Genomic DNA, 24,093 nt, shown 5'->3' with positions numbered 1-24,093 from the left:
TGCTTAGGCCGCGTTTGCGGATCTGTCCAGTTGTGCACCAAACCCGGGCGCCGCAAACATTCCTGTGATCATCGCAGCCAGAAACACGAGGCCGCCAAGGCCGCCAAAGGTTATGGACGCGATGGCAGGTCCAGGACAAAGCCCGGACAAGCCCCAGCCAATGCCAAACATCACGGAACCGATAATCAGGCGGCGGTCCAACTCGGGCGGGCTCATCTTAGGAAATTGACCACCGGTCAGCGGCCTGCGGTGGGCCGTCATTCTCCACGCGATGAGCATCGGCAGGATCGCGCCGCCCATCACAAATGCCAGGGTGGGATCCCAGTTTCCGAACACATCCAACCACCCCTGAACCTTGGTGGTATCGGTCATGCCCGAGATCAAAAGGCCGGCACCAAACAGAGATCCAGCCAGCATTGATACGAGAACCCGCATCAAATCAGCCCCCATACATGGCGCATCAGGGCAATTGTTGCCCCACCTGCGCCGATATAGATCAACGTCGCGATGATGCCCCTGACGGAGAATCGAGAAATACCGCATACCCCGTGCCCCGAGGTGCATCCATTGGCGATGCGCGTTCCTGCGCCAACCAAAACGCCGGCGATGACGATCACTGCGAAATTGTCGGTCAGATGGGTCATGGGCGCAGAAGAGAGTAGGGGGCTCAAAATAAACGGCGTCGCTACGACGCCTGCGATGAAGCTTAAGCGTTCCAAGGCGCGGTCACTGCCATCAACCAGCCCGCCCAGAATCCCGCTGGCACCCATGATGCGCCCGTTGCCCAAAAGGTAGACTGCAGCGCCCAGCCCGATCAGCAAGCCACCGGCAAGCCCCCAAATCCATTCAATGTACATTTGTTATCCTCAGTTCGCCCGACGGGTCTGCGTCACAACTTGTTGATCGGAACCTTCAGGAATACGTCACCCTGTTCATCCGCAGGCGGCATCTGTCCGGCCCGCATATTGACCTGCAGGGACGGCAGGATCAGGCGCGGCATGGGCAGGGTCGCATCGCGGGCATCACGCATCTCGACAAATTCCTCGATTGATTTGCCTTGTCCGATATGGACGTTCAGGGCTTTTTGCTCTCCGACAGTGGTCTCCCAGGCAAATTCATCACGCCCCGGAGCTTTGTAGTCATGGCCAACAAAGATGCGCGTCTCATCCGGCAGGGCCAGGATCTTCTGGATCGACTCGAACAGCATTTCCGAAGACCCACCGGGAAAATCGCATCGCGCGGTGCCGAAATCCGGCATGAACAGCGTGTCACCGACAAATGCCGCGTCTCCGATCACATATGTCATGCAGGCGGGCGTATGGCCGGGCGTGTGGAAAACATCGCCACGCATCTGCCCAACATGGAAACTGTCGCCATCGCGGAACAAAGCATCGAACTGACTGCCGTCGCGCTGAAACTCAGTCCCTTCATTGAAGATTTTCCCGAAGGTTTCCTGGATCGTTACGATCTGTTCACCGATACCGATCTTTCCGCCCAGTTCCTGTTGCAGATAGGGTGCCGCCGAAAGGTGGTCGGCATGCACATGGCTTTCCAGAATCCACTCGACCCTTAGCTCATTGTCGCGAACATAAGCGACGATCTGATCCGCCGAGTCGGTCTTCGTTCGGCCCGAGGCGTGATCGAAGTCCAGAACGCTGTCGACGATTGCGCAGGCCGTCCCTTCGGGTTCCTGCACAAGGTATGAGACCGTATTGGTTTCAGGGTCGAAAAACGCTTTCACAATTGGTGTCATCTGGCTCTCCGTCAGCGCGCAGTTTATCATATATGTTTTTCAGAATATGATGCAACCGGCATTCTTTGATTTGATGCGTGTCAAGGCAAGTTAATCCAAATCCGATTAGAATTTAATCATTCTGCCTTAGGTTGCCGATACCGGGTGGGCGACAGGCAGTTTTCCGCGCGTTTGTTCGCCAGGATAACCAGGTCTTAAAACCGTTACCTATATCGGCGACAGTGATAGAAATTGGGAGGAATAAAATGTCTGCAAAAAGTTTGTATTCCGAAGCCGAACATCTGGAGCAAAAGCTGCAGAATGCCTGTTTTGAGACCCGGCTTGCGCTTCAGCCCAGTGTAACCAAAGTGATTGATCGGATGCGTCAGGAAGGCATGCACGTGCCATCGCGCCTGCGTCACCTGGATGCGGCTTTGTGCGAAGATGCCATAGAGGCGCAGTTCGACAATATGCCGGTCTGAGGCGAAGTATCAGCCGAACGAGATTCCCAAGATCACCAGCATCAGGCCAATCACAGAAAGAAAAAGCGAAGCCAGATTCCACGGCAGAACGCTTTGAACAGCGGCGCGCAATTCATCGTCCGACAGGCCGGATTTGCGCGCTTTCATCACACGCAAGATACACCAAACCAGACCCAGCAGGCCAGCTAGTGACAGGGCGGCACCGCCCCAGGTGATGAATTCGAACATGGTTCCCCACATTTTTCCGCAAATCCTGTTTGCGCTTAGCGGATCGACCGACCGCGCACAAGCCCATCGAGGATTGGATGCTTGCAGCCCACGCGGCGGCAATGTATCCGGCTAACTGCCGTTGCTAATGCATCAGATCGCAGCCTTTTGGAGAGATGAATATGGAAGACGTGACCGAAGATCAGGCCGCCGCCAACTACCGTGTGACAGCGGGCGAGCTGCGTCAGTTCGTGGAACGGATCGAACGCCTGGATGCCGAAAAAAAAGATCTGGCGGAGCAGCAGAAAGAGGTCATGGCCGAAGCCAAAGCCCGCGGTTACGACACAAAAGTGATGCGCAAGGTCATCGCGCTGCGCAAACGCGACAAGGACGATATCGCCGAAGAAGAGGCGGTACTTGAAATGTATAAGGAAGCGTTGGGCATGTGAGCCGGGCCTGGGGTTAGGGTTTCAGGACCTTCACCCCGGCCATCGTTTCCAACTTGGTCAGATCCTGCTCGTACAGTTCGGAAAATGCGTCGATGATCTCATCGCTCCAGCCGGGCAGGTCCAGTTCTTCCTCCATTTTGTCCGGCTGAGCATAGTTTGCCAGAATGTCTGCAAGAACGTCTCGGGTCTCAGCCTGTGAAAGCGTCGAAACCTGGTCCAAAATCGCCTGCGCTTGTGACTGACCTTCTTCGGTCAGCAGCGAGATCAGCAGGTCATACTCATCTTTGATCGTAGCGTCCGCAGCAAGCCCGCCGACGCTGCGCACAACGTCCCCCCACAGCAGCGGGATGTCCTCATTGCACCACAGGGTGATCTGTACTGCAGGGGCAAAGTCGCGAACATTTTCGATCATCTCAACCCAGCTGAGGTGACTTAGATCATTGTTGCGGATTACGTCTTCGCGCGCCTGTTCCGGTAATGACATCAGGTGTTTTGGGATAAAACTACCGGGGTTCCTGAGCGCCAGATACAATTCCAACTGACAATCGCTAAAGGACTCTTCCAGAACAGATAAGCGTTTGCCCGCGGAAGGATAGAATTGCCCACCGGCAAGAACCAAGTCTTTCTCGCCAATGAATTCGGCACTGGTGAAAATGGCGCGCCTTGCCTCTGGGTGGATTGGAAGATTGCCCCGCATACTTTCAATCTCATCCGGCAATGGAGGGCGCGTATTCAAGGCCTGAAATGCGGGTTTGAACACTTGCCGGTAACGACGAGGACCAAAGAAAGTCGCACCATTTCGGGCCAGTACGTCTCCATTAGCTTGCAACGACCTGAGCAGTCGCCCTTCATCGGTAAAAGCCGCGCCTGCGTGGATTGCAACCTGCATGTTTGGTTCTTGTCCTTGCATTCCTGACCCTGCCTGTCGAATTACAGGCTGTGCTATGGACAGTCAAATCCACACACCCCCTTGAAGGTGATCGGTCGCATCACAAGGAAAATCCAAAATCCCTAAGTTTGGATGAAAATTGAGGCTTGCAGTCCGTTAAAAGAGAAAGTAATCGACACCCAGCGCCCCTATAGCTCAGCTGGTAGAGCAACTGATTTGTAATCAGTAGGTCCGCGGTTCGAGTCCGTGTGGGGGCACCACTATCATCACCTCAGAGCCTTTATTCCCTTATTTCATTGGGTTATCAGCCCGAAAATTAGGACACAAATGAGGGCGCCTTTAATACGCAGAGGTGAGAACATGGTGAATCACAAGCTGAAGCATCTGGACAGTTTGCGTGGCGGGAAGACCCTGCGGTATCGTCGCCGTTGGCCCAAGGACATCGCTGATCAAATGGACAGCGCTAAAAGCAGCCGTTCGATGCGAAGTGCTTCAAAGATCGGTTTGCGGAAGAAGCCGTTGGATTGGATCGCCTGCTTGATTTTGCTTTCTCAGATTGGAAGGCCAGCTTTTAGCCATCCATCCCGCCATTGCTCCGAGCATTCGGGAACGCTGAATATGGGGAGTTTCGTTTGTTCTTTAATGTCGAGATCTGGACGAAGTTCCTGCAGTTCAGATACCGCAGCCGTTGCTGACTCAAGGTCTCCGTTTTGAGCCAAGGATGCGATGAGCATGAGATGCGTAATCACGAATTTCGCCCTAATGGCCAAGGCGTTTCGATTGGCCTCTACAGCTTCGGCGTAGCGCCCAAGTTGGAAAAATGCGGAGGCTTGCCCGACATAGGCTGCGTGCCGCATCGGATCTTTTGGGCTGAGATTGATCGAGTGTGTCGCGTGTTCCAGGGCTTCTTCGGGTCTGTCGAGAAAATTCAGGTTTATGCCAGCGAGCATGTGAACGGTCGCAGCATTTGGATTTTCGGCTAGTGCTTGTTTGAAAACTGCGCGAGCTCGCGGCAAGTCTTGTGCAAGCATAGAGATCGAGTGTGCGGCGTAAGCCAACGCAATTCCATCCGCTCGATCACTTAACAATACACGTTCTGCTGCGGCTACGGCGGCCTTCGGCCCTTCGTCAATCGGTTTCAGCCCTTGCACCATCCTTTGAATATGCAGCCACGCAAGCAATCCAGCTGCCGACGAATAGTCAGGATCGCGCTCTAACGCCAGACGTGTAAGGCGAATGGCCTCACGGTTGTCTTGGTCGGTCAGCAGGTGAAAATGTGACTGAGCCTGGAGGTAAAGTTCATACGCGTCGAGGTTTTCTGTCGGTTTCGCCCGAGCGCGAACCGTCTCGGCATGGCGAACGGACGGTTCGATTGCCGTGACAACGTCCTGTGTGACCTGATCTTGAAGGTCAAAAACATCGTCCAGCATCCCATCGAAACGATCGGCCCAAATATGGCTGCCATTCTCTGCATCAATTAACTGTCCTGTTATCCGCAGACGCTGGCCTGCGCGCCTCACAGACCCTTCAAGCACATATCTCACGCCGAGCGCCTGCCCAACTTCGCGAATGTCAGTGCTCTTTCCTTTGAATGTAAAAGACGAGTTTCGCGCCACGACCATCAACCAACGAAACCGAGACAACTCTGTTATGATGTCCTCGGTAATTCCATCGGCGAAAAACTCTTGTTCAGTGTCGCCCGACATATTGTCAAACGGCAGCACAGCAATACCGGGTTTCTCCGATTTGACAGTTGGACTTGTAGCCGCCGAACCGACGGGCCACTGCCACACGCCAACGGGGCGGGCAATGTTCTTCAGTTCGGCGTGCTGGCCGCCAGAGAACGAGGCGGCAGCATTCCTGTCTAGGCTGTTATGTGCGGTGTCTGAAATCAATATTTGCCCGGGTTCCGCTAATGCCTCGAGACGGGCAGCTATGTTGATACCGTCACCGAATATGTCATCGCCTTCCGAAACGACTTCCCCGGTATGTATGCCGATGCGGATTTGGATTTCCTGCGGTCGCTCAGCAACCTGAACAGCAATCGCGCATTCTGTCGCGGCTGATGCGGAGCGAAACTCAACAATCCATCCGTCGCCCATGCTTTTGATCAGTCGCCCATCATGTGCCGCCAAAGCGGGTATTAGATGATCCTCACGGAAAGCCTTGAGCGCTTTGAGTGTGCCGTCCCTATCCTGATCCATCAACGCCGAGTATCCGGCGACATCAGCCGCCAGCACCGCAGCAAGCCTCTTTTCCATGTTTTTCTCTCCCCGCTTGTTGGAAACTAGCTTGTAGAGAGAGCAATGTCAGCCCGGTAGTCAGAGCAAAGGGGTACCATCAAGAAAACGCGACCGCTTTAGGCTCGGAGCAGCCGTTCGCTGCAGTCTGCCTGAACGTCTGCTTTGCTGCCAGTGAGCAGATTTCGTATTAATAGGTCCAGAGCCTAAGGCACGGATTGCACAACCCGCAGGTCATTTTTGTCGGTTAAGGGGGACTTTTGGCTATGACGTGAGTGACGTTAGACACCCATTCCCCCCACGCTGTAGCAGTAAGCAAGCGCTCGCCGGTATTTAGATGCCCCTGAAGGGTCGCTTAGAAAGATACTTGATATCAAATACTTATAAAATTCCTCCCGCGCGAGATAGGCGTCTGTCAGTACACGCGGCAGCTCTGTCCGCGGGGGGACGCTCATGCCGAGCGCAGCGAATGACCGCAACAAGCCCAAAGCGGTAACTTATCCCCGGCGAAAGACCTTACTCGGCGGCTGAGACGTCAGGAATGGTGGCTGTGACTATTTCCGAAGCTTCAATCCTATAGATTGAAGGCGCGAGTACGCTCTGACTTTGACGAATGAAAATTTGACCTGTAACCCAAACAGGGTCCGTCGTTATGTCGACGCCTGCTGGATACTCAACAGAAATAACTTGATCGGGAGGGGGAGGAGTTGGATGACGGCACTTTTGAGACAACAGGGGAGTTAACAAAAAGCTTGTCACATCGTTGAATTCGAACTCAAAGGGATGAGCATAACCTGCAATGAGAACTTGATTGCCTTCCAATTCAGAGTTACCGGGAACACACTCGGCAATCTGCATCGATAGCATGTGATCACTCAAGTCTCTCGGCAAACAATTTGGATTTGACAGGTAGCCTTCCAAGAATTCAGAGCACTCAGCAAGGCGACCTTCTCGAAGATCAGACCACGAAATCTCCCGTGGTTCAGAGACTGCCTCCAAACCGGTTAGAGAAACCAAAAAGACCGGGCAGACCAGTAGTCTAATTGTCATTCTGACCGTGAGAAACAGTAAGTGGGCTTTTGTAATCCGGTTCGGTCAGTCCCAGTTTTCGCATCGCAATGCCTGTCAGGCATTCCCTGATAGTTCGGTTGGCATTCAAGGCTGAAACGTAGGTTGGGTCCATTAACGGAGCAAGTTCAACAATTTCGAACCCAATCACATTTGACTCAGCACAAAGACGACGAATTATCGGAAAAATCTCACGAGGCATTAATCCGCCAGGCTCGGGCGTTCCCGTTCCAGGAACGAAAGCTGGGTCGAACGTGTCGATGTCAAAAGAGATATAAATATACTCCGGCCCATCATTCGCCTCGGCAATGACGTCTTCCATAACCGCGTCCCAGCCGCGATGCTCGATCTCAGCCATGGTGTGATAGCGGAACCCGTTCATACGCATCCATTCAAATGCTTTTTCGTCTGGGTAGTATCCGCGCAACGCCACTTGAATGAAGTTTTTGCCCTCAACCATATCCTCTTCGATCAATCGGAAAACTGGCATGCCATGGTTGATTAGGTGCCCAAGGCCATATTTTCCTGCATCATAATGGGCGTCGAAGTGAACAACACCCACGTTACCCTTTCCGTAAACGTCGGTCATCGCGGCAACATTTGGGTACATCAGTGAATGATCACCACCCACTATAAAGGGTATCACATGGCTGCCGTTTGCGTGTTGCACTGCCGCTGCCTCACCAACAAAAGATCGAACTGCATGAATTGTACGCTCTGTGCTCATCATATCGTTCGGGGCATTTCCGTAGTCGACAACGGTCATGTCCTGCAGCGGGTCCACCATGACATGCATATGTGGTTGCCGCGCCCCATAGCCAAGATAAATTGATGAGTTGCGCACAGCGTTCGGCCCGCGTGAGGCACCGCGTGCGCCACCGCCCATATCCGTAAATGCACCCAAAATAGCGACGTCCACTTCAGCAGCAGCGAGATCGCCCGGCGTGAAAGCCAAAGGTTGGTGTAAAAACGTCGGAAGCTGCATGTAGCCTTGACCATAGAAGCGCTGAGGGTCAACAATTCCCGGCTCTCTTCCTTCGCGCAAACCTTCAAAACTTGGCAAGGGTGTTCGCCACGCATTGAAAGTTGGATCCGCGGTGTCCAAGGGAATGACGGGTTGTTCCCCCTCACGGATCGGTGACTGAGTGCCTTCGAATTCATGGCCGTAAAGCTGAGCGTTCGCGGCACCGGTAAGAGCAAGGCACAATACAGCGAGCATTTTGGGAACACATTGAAACACCGAAAGTCCGTCCTCAAATTTTGGCTATCCCACAATTATCCCAGAAACTGCCGTTTTAAGCAAATTTCGCCTCAGTAGTATAATAAGGCCGGATAGTAGCGTGTCTTCTTAGACTATTTGTCTGCCTGCATTTCCATAATTCATTTCCTACATTGCCTGTTTTGTCCGCGTTGCAGACATTCGCTGCAACTAGCTTGAACGTCCACTTCGCGAACAAAGCCGCCGTATGAAAATACTAGAAATCATGAGAGAAGTAGCTGGCGACACTGGCTACACTTTGTCCTGTCGGCAGATAAAAACCATGTCCATGGCGCGTGAATACACTCCCTTACGCGCGGATTTCGAGGCTTCCTCATGCTTTAACATTAGTTCGATTGCGGCGTCAGACTACGCACGAACAAGAAGCGACATGACGACAAAATACTCGTGATCTCGCTCATCATCCGTATCTTCAACCCTACCGTTACCGGGCCGACGATCCTACAAATGAAACAATTGCATTAGCCCTTCGCGACATATCATTATCGCCGGATGGGGAAGTAACGAGCATCATTTTTTTTCTGCTAGATACATCTCGGAACGTTTGACAAGCTGTTCCCTTAACTGTCCGGTAGAATTGAGGGTGCCTATGAAAAAAACACGCACATGTTGATCTTCATTGCGCTTTTGTTGACGTTTGCCTTTGCAGGGATCAGCGAGGCAAAAGAAGAAGACCAGACCATCACCAAAGGAAATTGGTTGATGCCTGAAAACAATGTTTGGTCGTTCCAGAACACCAGCGCCATACTTCCTTCCGTTGTAATCTCCCGGCGCGCGGCCACAGTTGCTGAGCGGAGTCACAAACCAGTTAACTTCGACACGTTTTCCTTCGAAGGAGTCGAGGATGGTAAACCTGCCCGAATTTCCTTTCCTGAATTTTTCGCGCGAACTGACACAGACGGGATTCTCGTCATGCACAAAGGTAAAATCGTGTTCGAAGGATACTTCAACGGCATGCAGCCGCAAAGCCGCCTTTCTGATTGCCCTTAAATAGCGTTCGTCTAACTTTGCGGAGGGACTGTTCCTGCTATGGACAATTCGAGAACTGTTTTCGCCATGACGCGCTTTAAAGGTTTCGTACTCGCTACGGCAGTTATTTGTGGCGTGGTGGCCGCTGCGACAACCGCGAAGGCAGAAGAGTTTGTCCAATCGAACGCAAATACCACTGATTGAATATCCTTTAACCGGACCATCGATGCCACTCCCCACTTACTCTAAATAGAGCCCAGCAATACCCGATAGGTATTTTGCCTAAACTGAGACTCATTGAACTCACGGCACTTGGGTTTTCGCGTGAAGCACTTGACCTAGATTTTCTTTTATTAAGATTTGGTTAAGCTTAAGTCACGCAGACGCTGATATCTTGTACAATTGACGCCCAAGAGCCACCTACTCAGATAGCTATTTTGGTAATTTGAGAGGCAATAGAGATGAACAGAGAACCGTTAACCTGTGCGCTTGGGATCTCACTGTTCCTGGCTGCATGCGGGGCACCGCCGACGACAACTCAGGCCCAAATACAGCATGACGCTCGATGTGCTGCAGGTATCCTAGGGGGTGCTGCCCTTGGGGGTATGGTTGGAAATCGGTTCGGTGGCGGAGCCGGTAAGACTTTAGCAACCGCAGCAGGTGCAGGCGTTGGGATGTATGCAGGGCAATCAGTCTGCAACTAGCAACCTTGCATCAATCGCTTGCTCAAATTTTGGAGGCACAAGAAAACCCGCTTTAAAGAGCGGTTATCTTACGGGTCCGAACGCACACCTTCGCCAACCCGCATTTGCTCGGCGGCAAAGGGGTGAAGTAGGTTAAATGCCTCTTCAGGACTTCCATTCGTCCACTCATCAGGGGTGTCTGGCTGAAGGATTGCGGGCATTCTTTGTGGGTGTAATGCTATCGCCATTTTCTTGGTTCGTGGTGACAAAAATTCTATTTTGTCCGCAGTGCGCCTTAAATTTTTAGGTAAATAGAGAACTTTCATGGCGGTCAAAAATATTGACGAAACTTTGGAGACACTTTTGGTTTGGTTGTCTGTGCATTGAGGTCCGGTGAGATTTAAGAACTACCGCCAATCTCTTGCGGTTACGCTATTCTTCTCGTTTGACGCTGGCGGACTTCAACGCAAGATGCTTGTCGAACAACTGGTCAGCGATGGGCTGTGCGTCTGCAAACAAAGGCATTGCGTGCGCCTTTTTTGGATCTTCTCCATCAAGCTCTCTATTTCCCTTTCCTCCAAGTCCAGAATCCCTTGTGCATCAGGCCCACTATCAGGAAGGGTAGTGATTGCTTGCTCTTCCCCGGCACAATCCAAAATTTTTTGACACACGATCAGTCGCGAGCGTCTTTGAACTGCCAGAGGGCGCGAGTGCAAATGCCCACAATATTGTGCGATGCGAGTCGAGATGAGGGATTTCAGGGACTGCACCGCTTTGAACAAGCCACGAGGATACTGACATAATCAGCTGAAAAGCGGAAGCGCATAATTCGAATCGGAGTCCTTGAAGTGATGTGTCATTCGTTGGATGAATGATCCGCGTGGGATCGGGGTTTGTCATACCCTAGAGCTGCGGCCATTTCGCCGCGGCCCTGTTCGCGTAACCGGCATTCCCGATCAGAATTTGAACCGGGGTTCAATTTTCGAGGTCGAACCGGGCGATGGCCCAACCCAAGGCAATGATGATCTTCTGATACGCAGCACGCCTAATCATCAGATGGATGGCCGTGGCGAAGGTGAAAATTACTGTGGCTGTATTCATTGCACTGTTGTCCTGTTCTGGTTGGGGGTTGGCCGGCTATAACTGCGATTTCTTTTGAGGATGGCGCTGATGGCGTCATTCCCCCACGTGCTGGGGTCTGCAAAGAGGTTTCCGTGATGGTGACTAAGCCCAAACGTGATTGTGGAACGTGAAAGTTGTCAGCAAGTCCCCAATTGTGTTGCGCTTTCAAACTCTGTTTGTTTGTCCCTGAGAAACATCGAAATGACCATTCCCGACAGGCTGGCCATCGCGATGCCGATGAAATCTTGCGTGTTCACTTTGCCGACTTCCGGCACACCTACCATTTGAAACTGAATGAAACGGGTCAGCAAAACTACCATGGAACCAAGCATGAATTCGCAGACAAACGCCCCTGGATGAGCTAGGAGTCTCCAGAAGTTATCGGGTTTGGGTTTGGGTTTCTTGCCTGCTGTTTCTTCCGTGCGTTTTTTGATTTAGGCAATACGATCCTCAAAGGACTTTTGCTCGTTGCTAACGACTTAACTCAATTGTTTTTCTGCCTTGCAGCATGGCTTATCCCCAAGCGGACGCTAAGCAAGCGTCATGCAACCCAAAAGAAGGTGATTGACGTATCGCGGCGACGGGAAGTCAGGGGTAATGCCGGAGGGATTCTCGACGTTTGAAAGTCGAAGTTTCCCAGGCAAAACGCATTGAATTCATGATCTGATGGCCTTACTGAGTTTATGAGGTCCAACAGAGGCCCGGCACGCTGAGCGGGCGTGATGGAATGGTAGACATATCAGACTTAAAATCTGAAGGGCGTATGCCCGTGTGGGTTCGAGTCCCACCGCCCGCACCAGCGCATTGTTAAGCTGGAAACCCAAGATCGTTGATCAGTTTCCACATTTCCCGGTTCGCCACTGAAAGCTGTTCGACCACCTTTTCGATTTCCTTCATCGCACCCTCGTCAACCGTATCCTGGCGGCCCAGTTTGATGTCCGTCTTCCGGTCTGCAATGCGCATCAGGATTGTCTTCGGATTGCCGCTGTCGGGGTCGAAGGAATAGATGCAATGGTTGTATCTGTTCCGAATTCCCGAAAGCTTGCTGAGACGCTGCGTGTGCTTAAGGATAGGGTCACGTATGTCTGGCGGGCGGCCTTCCATCTTGGCCAGCCGCTCGACCAGGTCAATTCTGGCGCGGGTCGTGTTCAGCGTCAGAAAGATGATGACCGAGATATCCTTGTTGGTGCGGGTCAATCCGGCGATCAGATGAATCAACAGGCTTTCCGTGTTGGTCCACATGTAGTTCAACTTGCCGACCAGCAGGATCAGGCGGTCAAATCGGGCTTCGAAATCGTCAGTCAACGGGCAGTTCTCGCGCTTCGTCCGGCGCAACCTCGAAATAGAATTGCGCGGCTGCAGTCCGGTTGCTGACACCGATCTTACCCGCCACGTTGTGCATATGCAGTTTGACGGTGTGTTCGGTGATGCCCAGGTTCGATGCGATGATCTTGTTGCTTTGACCTTTCGACACCAGTTGCAGCACCTGCTTTTCCCGGCGTGTCAGCTTGGAGTATGTCGGGTGGAGGTCGCTGGGTTTTGATGTCGCTACCGGCGCACCATTCGACGGCGTGGGTGAATGCGCTACGCAATCCGCAAGGAAACACGGCAGGTGTAGCTCTTCATGCAACAGCAGGCGCAAAATAGATCGCCACACATCCGGCGCGATGTTCATCGGCAGGTAGCCGATGTCGCCGAATTTGCTGCGATCCCACTTTTCGAATGCAAGCCGGGCAGATTCTTCCTTGCGATAAGCAAAGGCCAAGCTGCCTGATCCCGCGATTTCCACATAGGCCTGCGGTCGGTTCAACAGGTCGTCCAGCATCATCTGGTCGACGACGACCACCTTTCCGGCCCTAACGTCCGAGCCGCTTGACGCAGACAGGGCGTCAATAGTTTCGATCCGGCGTGTGATTACGCCAAATTCGGATTGGACACCATGGATTGTTTGATCTGAATAGAAGAGTTCTTTGCCGACGAAATTGATCGAGAATTCTTCGGGATTGTAATCGTTTTGAACAGGATCTTCCTGAATTGGAATGCCCATTGCCACGCCCCCTTTTAATAAACCAACGCCGGGAAAATAACGGCGAAATTGTAACCAGTACTCGTAGAGCAGAATTAAAGTAACTTACGTTAAAGAGGCACGATTATAGCTGAAAGTACAAGTTTTATCAATGATGTGCGCCGTTCCGAAAACTCAGTTCTAATGCTTTCGTTTAGGTCGGCAGTACTTCCTCTCCCGTAAGTGGAGGAAAACAATGGGTTTCCCAAACTGCGAGTTTTGATCCGGGCGAATGGCCGATGCTGCGACTGCTATTCGATCACACAAGCATTACGACAATGAAATCAAAGCTTTGGGCGTTCTAGTCCTTTAAGGTAGCTATTCACGACGCGTTCCGCCTGTAACCATGACCCTGCTTCTATTTTGAAGCCTTAATTCCTGATGTGTCCGCGAATCGCGCATTACCGCGAGCTACTTCCGCAGACAAGGTGTCGGCTAAGCCGAGAAAGGAGGGTGGGTAAAATTCACTGAACGAAACCGCACACGCGCGTTTTGCGCATTGGTGCGGCTCTTATTATTCAACTGCGCCAGTAACCGTTTTAGAGATGAATGACGGTCAGTGCGCTTCTTAAGTGGAGAACTATTATGAGTAGACGCAACCAACCGTACAACGACATTACTGCAATCGGTGAAGTTGAGGTCGAAGAGGCCCATGTTGATATCGATGCCGATATTACAGTCGAAGAAGCTCAGATTGACGCAAATCTAAATGAGCAAGAGCAAACCAACGACAACAGCGTAGATAACGATCAGGATCAGGATCAGAAGCAAAAGCAGGATCAGGACCAAGATCAGGATCAGGACCAGGATCAAGACCAGGATCAGGACCAAGATCAGAACCAGCAGAACTATAATGGTGGTGATGACAGCAACGACAATTCCAACGCAGTTCACATCGACTTTGGTGGCGGCGAGTGGATTCCGCGCGATGACGATCAGGTCGATCTGGATCTGGGCGACGATGCGAGCGTAGGTGACGTGATCACTGCTGGTGGCGACATTGATTATGATCCCGGCGATGACATGAACCTGGATGTTGACATGAGCGGTACAACGACCGCTATGGCAGCAATCAACAATCAAGTTGCGACACTGGAAGACAACGACATTCTGGAAAGTGCCGAAGTTTCCAATGACGGCACCTTCGAGCAGAAGGGCGACGCCTATGGCGGAACCGCAAATGCTGCTGAAGGTATTGGTTCGCGTGCAGATGGCGGCGATTCCGGAAAAGGTGGCAATACAACTGGCGGCGATGCCAGTGGTGACACAGAAGGTGGCTGGGCTGATGCCGCTGGAGGAACATCCGGTGACGCCAACGGTGACGGCGAAGGCGGAGACGGCGGAGATTCCGGCGAGGCAACCAACTTCGGTCTGGGCGTTGGGCATTCAAACGCTGAATCGAATGGCAGCAGCAGTGCTGGTGACGGCGGTGACGCCGACAGCGACTCGGATGCTGACAATGACGGTAGTGCCGACTCGGATGGCGATAGTGACGGTGGTGATGGCGGAAATGCCGGTTCCATCGGCCTAGGTCTGGGCTTTGGCTCGTCGGATGCCAGCAATGACGGTGAATCGGCCGGCGGCGACAACGACTCGGACGCCGACAACGACGTAGACGTTGATACCGACAACGATTCCGAATCCGACGATGCAAACGGCGGCGGCGGTCTGGCTGGTAACCTTGGTCTCGCTGCAAACGAGAGTGACAGCGACACCGAAGCCAATGACGCGACATCTGGTGGCAACATCGGACTAGGTCTAGCAGCAGGTCTGGCTGGCGCGGATGCAGACGGCACCGGTGGTGACGGCGATGGCGGCGACGGCGACAGCGGCAACGCAGATGGCGGTAACGGCCCTGGTGGTGACGGTGACGGCGGTAACGGCGGCGACGGCGATGGCGGTAACGGCGACAGCGGCAACGCAGATGCTGGCAACGGCCCTGGCGGTGACGGCGGCGACGGTACTGGTGGCGACGGTACTGGTGGCGACGGCGGCAACCGGAACGGCGGTGACGGCGGTGACGGCAACGGTGCTCGTGGCGAAGGTGCTGGTGGCGGTGACGGTGACGGCGGCAACGCTGACAGCGGCAACGGCCCTGGCGGTGACGGCATGGGTGCTGCAGGTGCCGGCGGTGACGGTGGCGACGGTGACGGTGGCAACGCCGACAGCGGCAACGGCCCTGGCGGTGACGGAAGCGGTGCATCCGGCAACGGTGGTACGGCTGACGCGGCTGCCGATGCTCAGGGTGTAGGTGATCAGGACGCTACGGGTCCAGCGGTCACTCAAGCTCCGGGTGACGTGACCGGCGAAGCCGACAATAACCAGGATGCCCAAGTCAATGGCGGTGCTGGTGGGACCAATGACGTTGATGGTTCAGCGACGGGTACCGGAACCGGGACCGCGATGGCTGACGGCGTCGGCGGTGGCGGCGGAGCCGTTCAGCAAGATGCTGCATCCACAGGGACCGGTGAGGGTTCTGCTGACGCGACGAATACCGCGGGTGACGGCGGATTGTCCGAAGTCTTCTCGACGGCGGAAACCGACGGGTCGGCAGACAGCATGGCAGAGGCCATCGCTGGATATGGCGGCGACGCTATGTCGGACAACGACGCAACCTCGACCGCAGCGGGCAGTGCCACTGGCACAGCAACGTCGGGCGTTGGCGGCGGCGGCGGTGCCGGTGCCGGATACGGCGGAACCTCTGGTGACGCTTCTGGTATGGCGACGCTTGGTGACACCAACGGTGCAAACGTCGACGGTGGCGATGCGTCGGGCGCCTATTCCGGTGCTGGCGGAGCCGGCGGCAATGCTGGATCGTGGGGTTCAGGCAACGGCGGTGATGGAATCGTTAACGGCGAGTCCTATGCTTCGGCAGCTGCCGTGGTCGATACATCGGCGTTCAACCAGTCGATCGTCATGGGTGCCAACGTTCTTGGCAACTCGGTCGATACGACAATGGTTGGCGGTTCGATGACCGCGACCCACAACAGCGACGACACCGACGTATAAGTCGCAGTCAGGGCCCGAATTATCGGGCCCCGACCTTTCTGACGAAACCGCCGAGGCCGCGACAAGTGGCCTCGGCACAACAAACCCAAAGCGGAAATTTTAGGCCGGGGCGGGGAAAAGGAAACCGATATGTCTCTCGACAGTATTACAGAAACGATAGCGCATTTTATTGGGACCTTTGAGCTTACGATTGAACAGGCCCGGCTGAGAGATCAGTACGAAGAATTTACGGCGCTTCGGCGCAAAGTCGAACTGGATGAACTCGACGATCCGATATCCATACAGATCGCTGCCGAATTAGATCTCCCACCAGGCGAATATGATCCACTCCCTTATAAACTTCTGCCTCCTCCAGCCGATCTTCCGTTGCCGCCCGTGCCCGATGGGCCGCTTGCGTTGTCCGAGATATTTGTCGGTCCCAGCTTCGGACCCGATCCCTATATTCCGGATGTTCAGTTGGGGACGGCGCAGACGGCAGTATTAATTCTAGATCCACAAGTCCCACCACTCATCATCGGCTCGGCCGTGACCTACACGTTCCAGGCGATTGTCCTGAACGACAACGATGTCATCGGTCATGGCGATTTTCGCGATATCGAAATCCAGATTGCGCAAGGTGAGCAGATGCTGGATGTCGCGTTGTCGATGCACGCCATTGCAACGCCATCTCTGAACATTGAAGACTATAAGTCGCTGGAATACTTCGAAAGTTTGGCTGAGCAGATGCAGTCGCCGATGATATCGCAAATCGAAGGCGTGACCATTCACCAGTTCCACGGCGAGGACGCGCTGGGCGTGATTGTGAATGGCGAAGTAGTCGAAGAAATTCCGGATTGGGACGATCTTCTGCCCGCGCATCATCAGACGGAAGACGAGGAAGAAGAAGACGATACGCCAGACATGACCCCGGACGAATGGGATCGCTCGGATGATGATGAGTTCGGCGAGGGCCATACCGTTATCGCGGGCGGAAACCTTGCGATTAACGAGGTTAACATCACTGTGGCCTGGGTTGACGCGCCGGTCATCGCGGTGGGCGGAAAATCAGTTAGCTTGACTGTGGTCAGCCAGGTGGCGGTGGTGTCTGACATCGACCAGGGTGAACCCGGAGTGCAAAGCGACACCAATGTGGTTCAGGCGTCATTTATCGGGACCGAAGCCAGCGAAGAATGGTGGCAGGACGACAATGAAGCCGAGCCAGGTGCGGAGCCGATTGTCTCGGTCACTTGGATACAAGGCGATTTGTGGGTCACGAACTTTATAAAGCAGGTGATCGACGCCACAGATATCGACAAGATCAACACGGAAATCACAGCTTCGACCAGCCTGTTCACATTGGGTGACAACGTTTTGAGCAACGTCACCAATATCGTTCAGTTGGGTAACTTCTATGATCTGATAATGATCGGCGGAAACATGGTTTCGGTCGATATGCTGCACCAGACCATCGCGCTGCTGGACGATGACGTCTATGGCGCCGGCAAGCCGGAAGAGGGTGATGACAATCTGGTCATGAACCAGGCCTCTCTGACGACCACCGGGGAGGACTCGGTGGAAGAATTGGACATGGCCCATGCCGAGGCTATGCCGTTGCAGCAAATTGATCGCGAGGCCTTTGAAGACGCTTTGACATCCAATCCGGACTACGCCGGCATGGAGTTGCTTCGCGTACTGAAGATCGACGGCGATCTTTTGCAGGTCAATTCGGTCGAACAGGTCACATTGTTGCAGGATCAAGACGATATTTCGCTTGAAGCAGTAGCTGCTGTTGATGCCGCGGTCAACGGTGCTGGAAACGCCCTGTTGAATGCAGCCAACATCACCAAGACTGGTGTCGACTCAACCATTATGGCAGCGGGCGGCGAATATTCGGACCTGCTGTTGCATCAGGCAGCACTGATTGACATCCCCGAAGTGCCAGACGCTTCGGAGTTGGCCAATGAAGCCATTGCTATAATAATGGAAGAGACTGCCGCGATTGGCGATAACGCTATCGCAAAGGCACAGTCGAACTTTATGCCTTCTGAAAATGCCAGCACCGATGATGCGATGCAAACGATGCTTGCGTGAAATTTCTACCTGATTTGGTCAATCCGTGATAGCGTAAAGACCATATTTGTTACGAGTGTTCCGAAAGTTTTAAAATGTCGTTTGTTTTTTCGTCGCGTCGTTCATCTGAGGCCAGCCCCCTTGATTTTGAGGGCGTTGCTACACCCACGCAGCCGCATGGCAGCGATGAATCCCTACTTAAAGCAGCTAAGACGCCAAGTTTGCGTTTGAACAAAGAAATGCGTGTGCCAGATCCAAAGGACAGTCCAAAGATGACTGCGAAAAAGGATGATGCGGTCGCCGCAAAAGCTGTAACGCCCAAAAAGCAGGCGACCAAACCCAAATCGGAACCACCAATTCGTGCCGCAGCTTCACCCCGGCGCGAACAGTCGCAGCCCGATCAAGATCAGAATGCCCAGGGCCGCGACGCTGGGGTGGCCGAAGAAGCCCAAAGCCCCGATCCTAACACCGCCACAGAAACGACTGCGCGGGTGCCCCCCCAAACGCGCTCGAAGGGCGGTGAACACGTAGGTGCCACTATCGAGGCTAAGGCAAACGAGCCGATGCAACTCCGACAAACGGGCGGAGGTGACGGCAACGGGCCACCCCAGACATTCCACAAACGCACGCCGCCAGAGGATTTCCAAAATACTCTGCGCACCTCTCTAAAGGCGATCTGGCGCAATCTGGCATTTGTCCTGGTTCTGACCTGCGCAACCAACATCCTGATCCTTGCGATCCCGATCTACCTGTTTCAAATCAGTGACCGGGTGCTGACCAGCCGATCTTTGGATACACTGATCATGCTGACCGCCATTGTTGCGGGGGCTGTGATCTTTCAGGCGGCATTTGACGCGGTGCGCCGTTTTATTCTGATGCGCACAGCGGTCGAGGTTGCCGCGCGATTGGGCGCGCCAGTACTGAGTGCGGCAGCCCATGCTTCGCTGCACGGTAACGGCCGGGAATATCAGACGTTGGGCGACCTTCAGCAAGTGCGCGGATTTCTGGTGTCAGGAACATTGATCTCATTTCTCGACGTCCCCTTTGCGCCGCTGTTCATCTTGATGATCTTCCTGGTGCATCCGCAGTTGGGATCAATTGTTATCGTCACCGCGCTGTTACTGATGATTATCGCGCTAATTAACCAGAAAATGACCGCAAAGCCATTTGCCGAGGCGAACAGGTCCCAATCATTGGCAAACCTGCATCTGGACTCGATGGCGCGCAACAGCCAGATCATCAATGCTTTGGCGATGATCCCCGAGGCGGTCCGCATCTGGGGGCGCGACACGGCTCAATCCCTGACATGGCAAGTGCGGGCGCAGGACAGGAACGTGATCTTCGCGGCCATCTCGCGTGCGATACGCCTGCTGACACAAATTGCCATTCTGGGCTGGGGCGCTTATCTGGCGCTGCAGGGCGAGATCACTGGCGGTATGGTCATCGCCGCTTCGATTATCGCCGGGCGCGCGTTCGCACCTATCGAAGGATCAATCGAAGGCTGGAATGCTTTCCTGCTGACGCGCGCCGCTTTTGGGCGCATCAAGAACCTTTTGTCCAATTCGGCCCTGCAATTTGAAAAGTTGCGCCTGCCGCGTCCCGAGGGGCGCATGGATGTGGAGCGCCTTCTTTATGTTCCGGGTGGCACCAAACGTGTTGTCCTGAACGGCATCAGTTTTTCGCTTAATCCCGGTGAAACACTTGCCGTTATCGGCAATTCCGGGGCGGGAAAAACCACGTTGGGCAAAACGCTGGTTGGGTCGATCTTGCCGACATCCGGCAGTGTTCGTCTGGATCTGATGGATATCCGCAACTGGGACCCACGTCAGTTTGGTGAGAGCATCGGTTATTTGCCGCAGGATGTTCAGCTGTTCCCCGGTACGATCAAGGACAATATCGGTCGGATGCGTGTCGATGCGACAGATGAACAAATCCACGACGCCGCTGTTCTGGCTGATGTCCACAACATGATCGCCACTTTGCCGCAAGGATATGAAACTGTAGTTTCCGCTGATGGATCTCCGCTGTCGGGCGGGCAAAAACAGCGGATAGCACTGGCGCGCGCTTTCTTTGGCAATCCGCGCATGGTGGTTCTGGACGAGCCGAACTCGAACCTGGACGTTGCCGGTGATCAGGCGCTGTCGCGGGCGATTGAACAGGCCAAGGAAAGCAAGATTACCGTCGTGGTGATCACTCAGAAACCGACGCTGTTGAGCGTTGTCGACAAAATCATGCTGCTGACAGATGGTCGTGTGGCGCTGTTTGGTCACCGTGAACAGGTGCTGCAACAGTTGAATGCCTCACGTGGAAACAAACCAGGCATTCATTCGCAGCAGGGGGGGCCAACATGAACGAAATTGTACCCGTAAACAATGACCCGAAGGATCCAGCAGTTTGGTATGCCGAGGTGCCGCGGTCGATCCACCGCTTTGTTACTGTCGGCTTGATCTTGCTGGTTGTCTGCTTTGGCGGGTTTGGCGTTTGGTCCTTTAGTGCGCCATTGGCCGCGGCGGTAATCGCGCAGGGCAGCTTTGTTGCCACAGGCCGAAATAAGATTGTTCAGCACCTCGAAGGTGGGATCATTGAAGATATCAAAGTTATCGAGGGTCAATCCGTTATCAAGGGACAGGTTCTTATGACCCTCGACCAGACCTCGGCCGAGTCAAATGAACGCGAACTGTTCATCCGCAAAATTCGTCTGCAAGCCATGTCCCAACGCTTGTCGGCTGAAAACAATGAGCGTGATCGGCTTGAGTTCTCGCCGGAACTGATTGAAGCGTCGAACGATGTCGAGGTGATGGCGATCCTTGACGGACAAAAGATCAGCTTTGATGTATCCAGAAAGACGCTGCTAAACGACATCGCTTTGCTGGAACGCAACATGGAAGCGTTAAAAATTCGCTCAAGCGGGTTCGAGGCGCAGTTGGAAAGTATGGTTCGACGTTCGGAAATTTTGCAGGAAGAGTTCGAAACCAAACAAGCACTGTTCAAAAAAGGGTTGGTGCGTAAGGGCGACATCAACACGATCCGCCGCGTGCAGGCCGAGGCCGAGGGCCAACTGGCGCGGTTGACGGCTGAAACGGCTGAAATCAACCAGATGCTTCTGAAATACGAAGAACAGATTTCCCGCACGCGATCGGCCTATCGCGAGGCTGCGTTGGATGAATTGAGCGTGATTGCGGCTGATCTGGAAAGTGTGCGCGAAAAATCCCGGCAGGCCCGAAGCGTTCTGGACCGTGCGGTTGTGCGCGCTCCGGTCACGGGAACCGTAGTGCGATTGCACTATCATACGGCTGGCGGTGTTATCGAAACTGGTGAACCAATCGCGGAAATCCTGCCTTCCGATGCGCCCCTGATTATCGAGGCGCAGATTCCCCGAACGGAAATCGACAGCGTCGTGATGGGGCAGCAAGCAACGGTTCGACTGGTCGGGCTTAACCAGCGTACCACTCCTGTGCTGAGCGGCGAGGTCTACTATGTCTCGGCGGACGCGCTAGTGGAAGATTCTGGAGGAATTCCGCAAGAGGTTTATCTGGCGCGCATCTCGCTGGAACCCGATGAGATGGACCGCGTGCGTGGGTTTGTTCCCACACCCGGAATGCCCGCCGAGATCATGATCCAGACCGAGGAACGCACCTTTGCGGCCTATATTGCAAAGCCTGTGACAGACAGTATGTCGCGCGCCTTCCGCGAGCACTGATCACTCTATAGACCTGCTCTTTCCCGGTTTACCGTGTTAGCCTCCGGTGAGATTCACCAGGGGGGACGCTTTATGCCATTAACCGTAGGCCAGATGATGGAGGCAGCAAACGCTGCCGTCGAACGGATTGATACAAACACAGCAAAGGAATTGATGGGGCAGGGTGCCTTGCTGCTGGACGTGCGCGACGCGGTCGAGCTGCAGCAAACCGGCCGTGCGCAAGGCGCGCATCATATCCCGCGCGGTATGCTGGAATTCCGCGCTGACGATGCACTGAAATCTCATGACTCCGAGCTGCGCAAGGACCGCGCAATCGTGCTGTATTGCGCGGCTGGTGGTCGTGCGGCACTGGCGGGCAAGCTGTTGAAAGATATGGGGTATGAAAAGGTCTACAACATCGGTGGCTTGCCGGACTGGGTCAACGGTGGCGGCGAAGTGACCTGATTTCTGACCTCTGTCCGTAGAAATCTGACGCAGATCAAGGCGTATAGCATATCAGTTGTCTAAAGCCATAATCGGGCTTCTGACAAAAGGACAACTGACGATGCTACGCCTTGCCTCTATCCTGTATACTTTGATTGCAACCGCTCTGGCCGGGTCGGGCGTTATTGCCGTCCTGTCCGCTGGATTGGTGTCTACGGTTGCAATCGTTTCAGTTGCTGCGGCTGGCTGTGTGGCTGCCTTGCCGGTGTCCTGGTTGGTGGCGAAGAAACTGTACCAGAACGCAGCTTGATCAGGCGTTCAGGTAGGTCCTGACCGCGGCTTCAAACTCATGAGGTTTCTCGGCGTGCAGCCAATGGCCTGCGCCGGGGATCTTCGCAAATCGTGCGGCGGGAAAATGCGCGCGGATGGTGCTGCGATGTTCGGGCAGGACGTAATCGGAATCGCCACCGGACAAAAACAGGGCCGGGCCGTCCCAGGATGCATCAGTTGCCGGAAAGCCCATGATTTTGGGCATCTCGGCCGCCAGCGTGTCAAGGTTCAGAAGCCAGCGCTTCCCTTTGACGTCCAGCGATTGCGTGAAAAAGCTCTGCAGTGCTTTTTCGACGCCTTGCGCCGCCAACTGTCCCTCGGCGTCCGAGCGTCTTTCGATCGTTGAAAAATCCACGGCGCGCATGGCTTCGATGAATTGGATCTGGCTGTGCGTATAAGTAACGGGCGCAATGTCGGCCACAACCAACTTGCGCACCAAATCTCCGTGGCTCAGCGCCAGCATCATCGCAGCCTTACCGCCCATCGAATGCCCGACAACATCCGCTTTGCCGCCAAGTTGCAGGATCACCTCGGCCAGATCTTCGGCCAGATCGGGATAACCATGCTGGTCGGTCCATTCGCTGTAGGCATGGTTGCGCATATCGACTGAAACGACTTGCCTTTCGTCACATAGTCGGCGCGCAATAACCCCCCAGTTTCGGGCTGATCCATACAGCCCATGCGCAATCAACAGAGGAGGGTTCGAGGTCGGTTCACCGTGAATGATCGTGTTCAGCATTCTGGTTTGATACCTGCGTGCGTTTGAAACGACCAGCCCCCATTGTCGCCCCTGCGGGCTGAGGTTAGATTGCGCTGGCAGGAGGCCACGTCATGTCGCAAACCACAGATATCCAAAGCCAGATCTCGCAGACGGTGCAATTGCTGCGTGAAAAGCTGGGTGTAAAGGACCAGACGCTGACGGCTTCTGTCCGCAAGGCCAAGCGCCGATTGCCGCGCCGCATATACAAGCAGGCCATGATGCTGGCCGGTGCGGAGCAGATGGCCTCGCACCCCAAGTTACGGTTAGTTTTGGATACTCCGAAACTGGCCAAGGCATCGGAAGAGGTTCAGACCCATCTGAGCGGTATAAACCTGGCCGATCGCCGCTGGGGCTGGTTTCTGAACTTTCTGGGGGCTCTTGCTCTGGGGTTTCTGGCGCTGGCGGCTTTGGCAGTTTTTGTCCTGCGCTGGCGCGGTTACATCTGACTGCATTCGCAACAAATAAACGGCGCCCATTGGACGCCGTTCTGATTTGTGATCCCTGTGTGGATTACAGGTTTGGATAGATCGGGAATTTAGCGCAAAGCTCTGCAACCTCGGCTTTGACCTTGGCTTCAACCGCGCCATTGCCGTCTTCGCCATTGGCGGCCAGACCATCGACCACTTCGATGATCCAG

Annotated in this window: 24 protein-coding genes and 2 tRNA genes; 13 read left to right on the top strand and 13 right to left on the bottom strand. The window is 54.2% G+C overall.

Features of this window, described 5'->3' with window-relative positions; genetic code table 11:
- Nucleotides 1-3 precede the first annotated feature (3 nt).
- From DK510_RS18625 to DK510_RS18615, 3 genes are read right to left on the bottom strand one after another with little or no spacing between them, the layout of a single operon-like run.
- Nucleotides 4-435, bottom strand: a complete 432-nt coding sequence (locus DK510_RS18625) for a DUF6691 family protein (protein ID WP_109313465.1) — start codon at nucleotides 433-435, stop codon at nucleotides 4-6.
- Nucleotides 435-857: a YeeE/YedE family protein gene (locus DK510_RS18620; RefSeq protein WP_109313376.1), complete on the bottom strand. Its 423-nt coding sequence runs from the start codon at nucleotides 855-857 to the stop codon at nucleotides 435-437. Before DK510_RS18620 ends, DK510_RS18625 begins: the two co-directional genes overlap by 1 nt.
- Nucleotides 858-889: 32 nt before the next feature.
- On the bottom strand, nucleotides 890-1,753 hold the full coding sequence (locus DK510_RS18615) for an MBL fold metallo-hydrolase (RefSeq protein WP_108861820.1): 864 nt from the start codon (nucleotides 1,751-1,753) through the stop codon (nucleotides 890-892).
- A gap of 245 nt (nucleotides 1,754-1,998) precedes the next feature.
- Here DK510_RS18615 and DK510_RS18610 point away from each other — a divergent pair, with 245 nt between their 5' ends.
- A complete protein-coding gene (locus DK510_RS18610; protein WP_058277021.1) occupies nucleotides 1,999-2,214 on the top strand; it encodes a hypothetical protein in 216 nt (71 codons plus the stop codon).
- A gap of 9 nt (nucleotides 2,215-2,223) precedes the next feature.
- On the opposite strand, the gene DK510_RS18605 is transcribed toward DK510_RS18610, so the two are convergent.
- On the bottom strand, nucleotides 2,224-2,442 hold the full coding sequence (locus tag DK510_RS18605; protein ID WP_109313464.1) for a hypothetical protein: 219 nt from the start codon (nucleotides 2,440-2,442) through the stop codon (nucleotides 2,224-2,226).
- Nucleotides 2,443-2,603: 161 nt separating this feature from the next.
- Between DK510_RS18605 and DK510_RS18600 the strand changes: the two genes are divergently transcribed.
- Nucleotides 2,604-2,870, top strand: coding sequence for a DUF2312 domain-containing protein (locus DK510_RS18600; protein ID WP_058272185.1), 267 nt, complete (start codon nucleotides 2,604-2,606; stop codon nucleotides 2,868-2,870).
- Nucleotides 2,871-2,883: 13 nt separating this feature from the next.
- Here DK510_RS18600 and DK510_RS18595 read toward each other — a convergent pair whose 3' ends face one another.
- A complete protein-coding gene (locus DK510_RS18595) occupies nucleotides 2,884-3,759 on the bottom strand; it encodes a hypothetical protein (RefSeq protein ID WP_109313463.1) in 876 nt (291 codons plus the stop codon).
- 184 nt (nucleotides 3,760-3,943) lie between these two features.
- Here DK510_RS18595 and DK510_RS18590 point away from each other — a divergent pair.
- Nucleotides 3,944-4,019 (top strand) — tRNA-Thr (locus DK510_RS18590).
- 291 nt (nucleotides 4,020-4,310) lie between these two features.
- Here DK510_RS18590 and DK510_RS18585 read toward each other — a convergent pair.
- The 3 genes from DK510_RS18585 to DK510_RS18575 form a co-directional block, all read right to left on the bottom strand.
- Complete coding sequence (locus DK510_RS18585) at nucleotides 4,311-5,999, bottom strand: adenylate/guanylate cyclase domain-containing protein (protein WP_234999148.1); 1,689 nt, start codon at nucleotides 5,997-5,999, stop codon at nucleotides 4,311-4,313.
- A 516-nt stretch (nucleotides 6,000-6,515) separates the two neighbouring features.
- On the bottom strand, nucleotides 6,516-6,866 hold the full coding sequence (locus DK510_RS18580; protein WP_160116571.1) for a DUF3299 domain-containing protein: 351 nt from the start codon (nucleotides 6,864-6,866) through the stop codon (nucleotides 6,516-6,518).
- A 172-nt stretch (nucleotides 6,867-7,038) separates the two neighbouring features.
- Nucleotides 7,039-8,286: an agmatinase family protein gene (locus DK510_RS18575; protein ID WP_109313373.1), complete on the bottom strand. Its 1,248-nt coding sequence runs from the start codon at nucleotides 8,284-8,286 to the stop codon at nucleotides 7,039-7,041.
- Between the two features lie 666 nt (nucleotides 8,287-8,952).
- On the opposite strand from DK510_RS18575, the gene DK510_RS18570 reads away from it, so the two are divergent.
- Together DK510_RS18570 and DK510_RS23650 are read left to right on the top strand one after the other, a co-directional pair.
- Nucleotides 8,953-9,336 carry a hypothetical protein gene (locus DK510_RS18570; protein ID WP_109313372.1) on the top strand — a complete coding sequence of 128 codons (384 nt, stop codon included), beginning with the start codon at nucleotides 8,953-8,955 and terminating at the stop codon, nucleotides 9,334-9,336.
- 440 nt (nucleotides 9,337-9,776) lie between these two features.
- Nucleotides 9,777-10,019, top strand: a complete 243-nt coding sequence (locus tag DK510_RS23650; RefSeq protein ID WP_109313371.1) for a glycine zipper 2TM domain-containing protein — start codon at nucleotides 9,777-9,779, stop codon at nucleotides 10,017-10,019.
- 954 nt (nucleotides 10,020-10,973) lie between these two features.
- On the opposite strand, the gene DK510_RS23535 is transcribed toward DK510_RS23650, so the two are convergent.
- Both DK510_RS23535 and DK510_RS18555 read right to left on the bottom strand, forming a co-directional pair.
- Nucleotides 10,974-11,099: a hypothetical protein gene (locus DK510_RS23535; RefSeq protein ID WP_255414907.1), complete on the bottom strand. Its 126-nt coding sequence runs from the start codon at nucleotides 11,097-11,099 to the stop codon at nucleotides 10,974-10,976.
- A 158-nt stretch (nucleotides 11,100-11,257) separates the two neighbouring features.
- Complete coding sequence (locus DK510_RS18555; protein WP_160116570.1) at nucleotides 11,258-11,440, bottom strand: hypothetical protein; 183 nt, start codon at nucleotides 11,438-11,440, stop codon at nucleotides 11,258-11,260.
- 393 nt (nucleotides 11,441-11,833) lie between these two features.
- On the opposite strand from DK510_RS18555, the gene DK510_RS18550 reads away from it, so the two are divergent.
- Nucleotides 11,834-11,919: transfer RNA gene (locus DK510_RS18550), tRNA-Leu, on the top strand.
- An 8-nt stretch (nucleotides 11,920-11,927) separates the two neighbouring features.
- On the opposite strand, the gene DK510_RS18545 is transcribed toward DK510_RS18550, so the two are convergent.
- The gene (locus DK510_RS18545) at nucleotides 11,928-12,425 is read right to left on the bottom strand and encodes a hypothetical protein (RefSeq protein ID WP_109313368.1); all 498 of its coding nucleotides are present in this window, start codon (nucleotides 12,423-12,425) and stop codon (nucleotides 11,928-11,930) included.
- Complete coding sequence (locus tag DK510_RS18540) at nucleotides 12,418-13,167, bottom strand: LuxR C-terminal-related transcriptional regulator (RefSeq protein ID WP_109313367.1); 750 nt, start codon at nucleotides 13,165-13,167, stop codon at nucleotides 12,418-12,420. The genes DK510_RS18545 and DK510_RS18540 overlap by 8 nt, the downstream gene beginning before the upstream one ends.
- A 603-nt stretch (nucleotides 13,168-13,770) precedes the next feature.
- Here DK510_RS18540 and DK510_RS18535 point away from each other — a divergent pair.
- The 6 genes from DK510_RS18535 to DK510_RS18510 all read left to right on the top strand — a co-directional run bounded on the left by DK510_RS18535 (nucleotide 13,771) and on the right by DK510_RS18510 (nucleotide 22,676).
- Nucleotides 13,771-16,194 (top strand): hypothetical protein, encoded by a 2,424-nt coding sequence (locus DK510_RS18535; RefSeq protein ID WP_109313366.1) that lies wholly within the window; start codon nucleotides 13,771-13,773, stop codon nucleotides 16,192-16,194.
- 129 nt (nucleotides 16,195-16,323) lie between these two features.
- Complete coding sequence (locus tag DK510_RS18530) at nucleotides 16,324-18,264, top strand: type I secretion protein (RefSeq protein ID WP_109313365.1); 1,941 nt, start codon at nucleotides 16,324-16,326, stop codon at nucleotides 18,262-18,264.
- 251 nt (nucleotides 18,265-18,515) lie between these two features.
- A complete protein-coding gene (locus DK510_RS18525; RefSeq protein ID WP_370246535.1) occupies nucleotides 18,516-20,594 on the top strand; it encodes a type I secretion system permease/ATPase in 2,079 nt (692 codons plus the stop codon).
- Nucleotides 20,591-21,943 carry an HlyD family type I secretion periplasmic adaptor subunit gene (locus tag DK510_RS18520; protein WP_109313363.1) on the top strand — a complete coding sequence of 451 codons (1,353 nt, stop codon included), beginning with the start codon at nucleotides 20,591-20,593 and terminating at the stop codon, nucleotides 21,941-21,943. Before DK510_RS18525 ends, DK510_RS18520 begins: the two co-directional genes overlap by 4 nt.
- Nucleotides 21,944-22,015: 72 nt before the next feature.
- Complete coding sequence (locus DK510_RS18515) at nucleotides 22,016-22,387, top strand: rhodanese-like domain-containing protein (RefSeq protein ID WP_109313362.1); 372 nt, start codon at nucleotides 22,016-22,018, stop codon at nucleotides 22,385-22,387.
- Between the two features lie 100 nt (nucleotides 22,388-22,487).
- Nucleotides 22,488-22,676, top strand: a complete 189-nt coding sequence (locus DK510_RS18510) for a hypothetical protein (protein ID WP_109313361.1) — start codon at nucleotides 22,488-22,490, stop codon at nucleotides 22,674-22,676.
- Here the strand turns inward: DK510_RS18510 and DK510_RS18505 are convergent, their stop codons facing one another.
- Nucleotides 22,677-23,435 (bottom strand): alpha/beta fold hydrolase, encoded by a 759-nt coding sequence (locus DK510_RS18505; protein ID WP_109313360.1) that lies wholly within the window; start codon nucleotides 23,433-23,435, stop codon nucleotides 22,677-22,679.
- A 92-nt stretch (nucleotides 23,436-23,527) separates the two neighbouring features.
- On the opposite strand from DK510_RS18505, the gene DK510_RS18500 reads away from it, so the two are divergent.
- A complete protein-coding gene (locus tag DK510_RS18500) occupies nucleotides 23,528-23,902 on the top strand; it encodes a hypothetical protein (RefSeq protein WP_109313359.1) in 375 nt (124 codons plus the stop codon).
- The last annotated feature ends 191 nt before the right edge of the window (nucleotides 23,903-24,093 follow it).

This window comes from Ruegeria sp. AU67 (assembly GCF_900312795.1).
GTDB lineage: Bacteria > Pseudomonadota > Alphaproteobacteria > Rhodobacterales > Rhodobacteraceae > Ruegeria > Ruegeria atlantica.
Note: the sequence above shows the minus strand (reverse complement) of the source record. Positions and strands in the feature narration are given on the sequence as shown.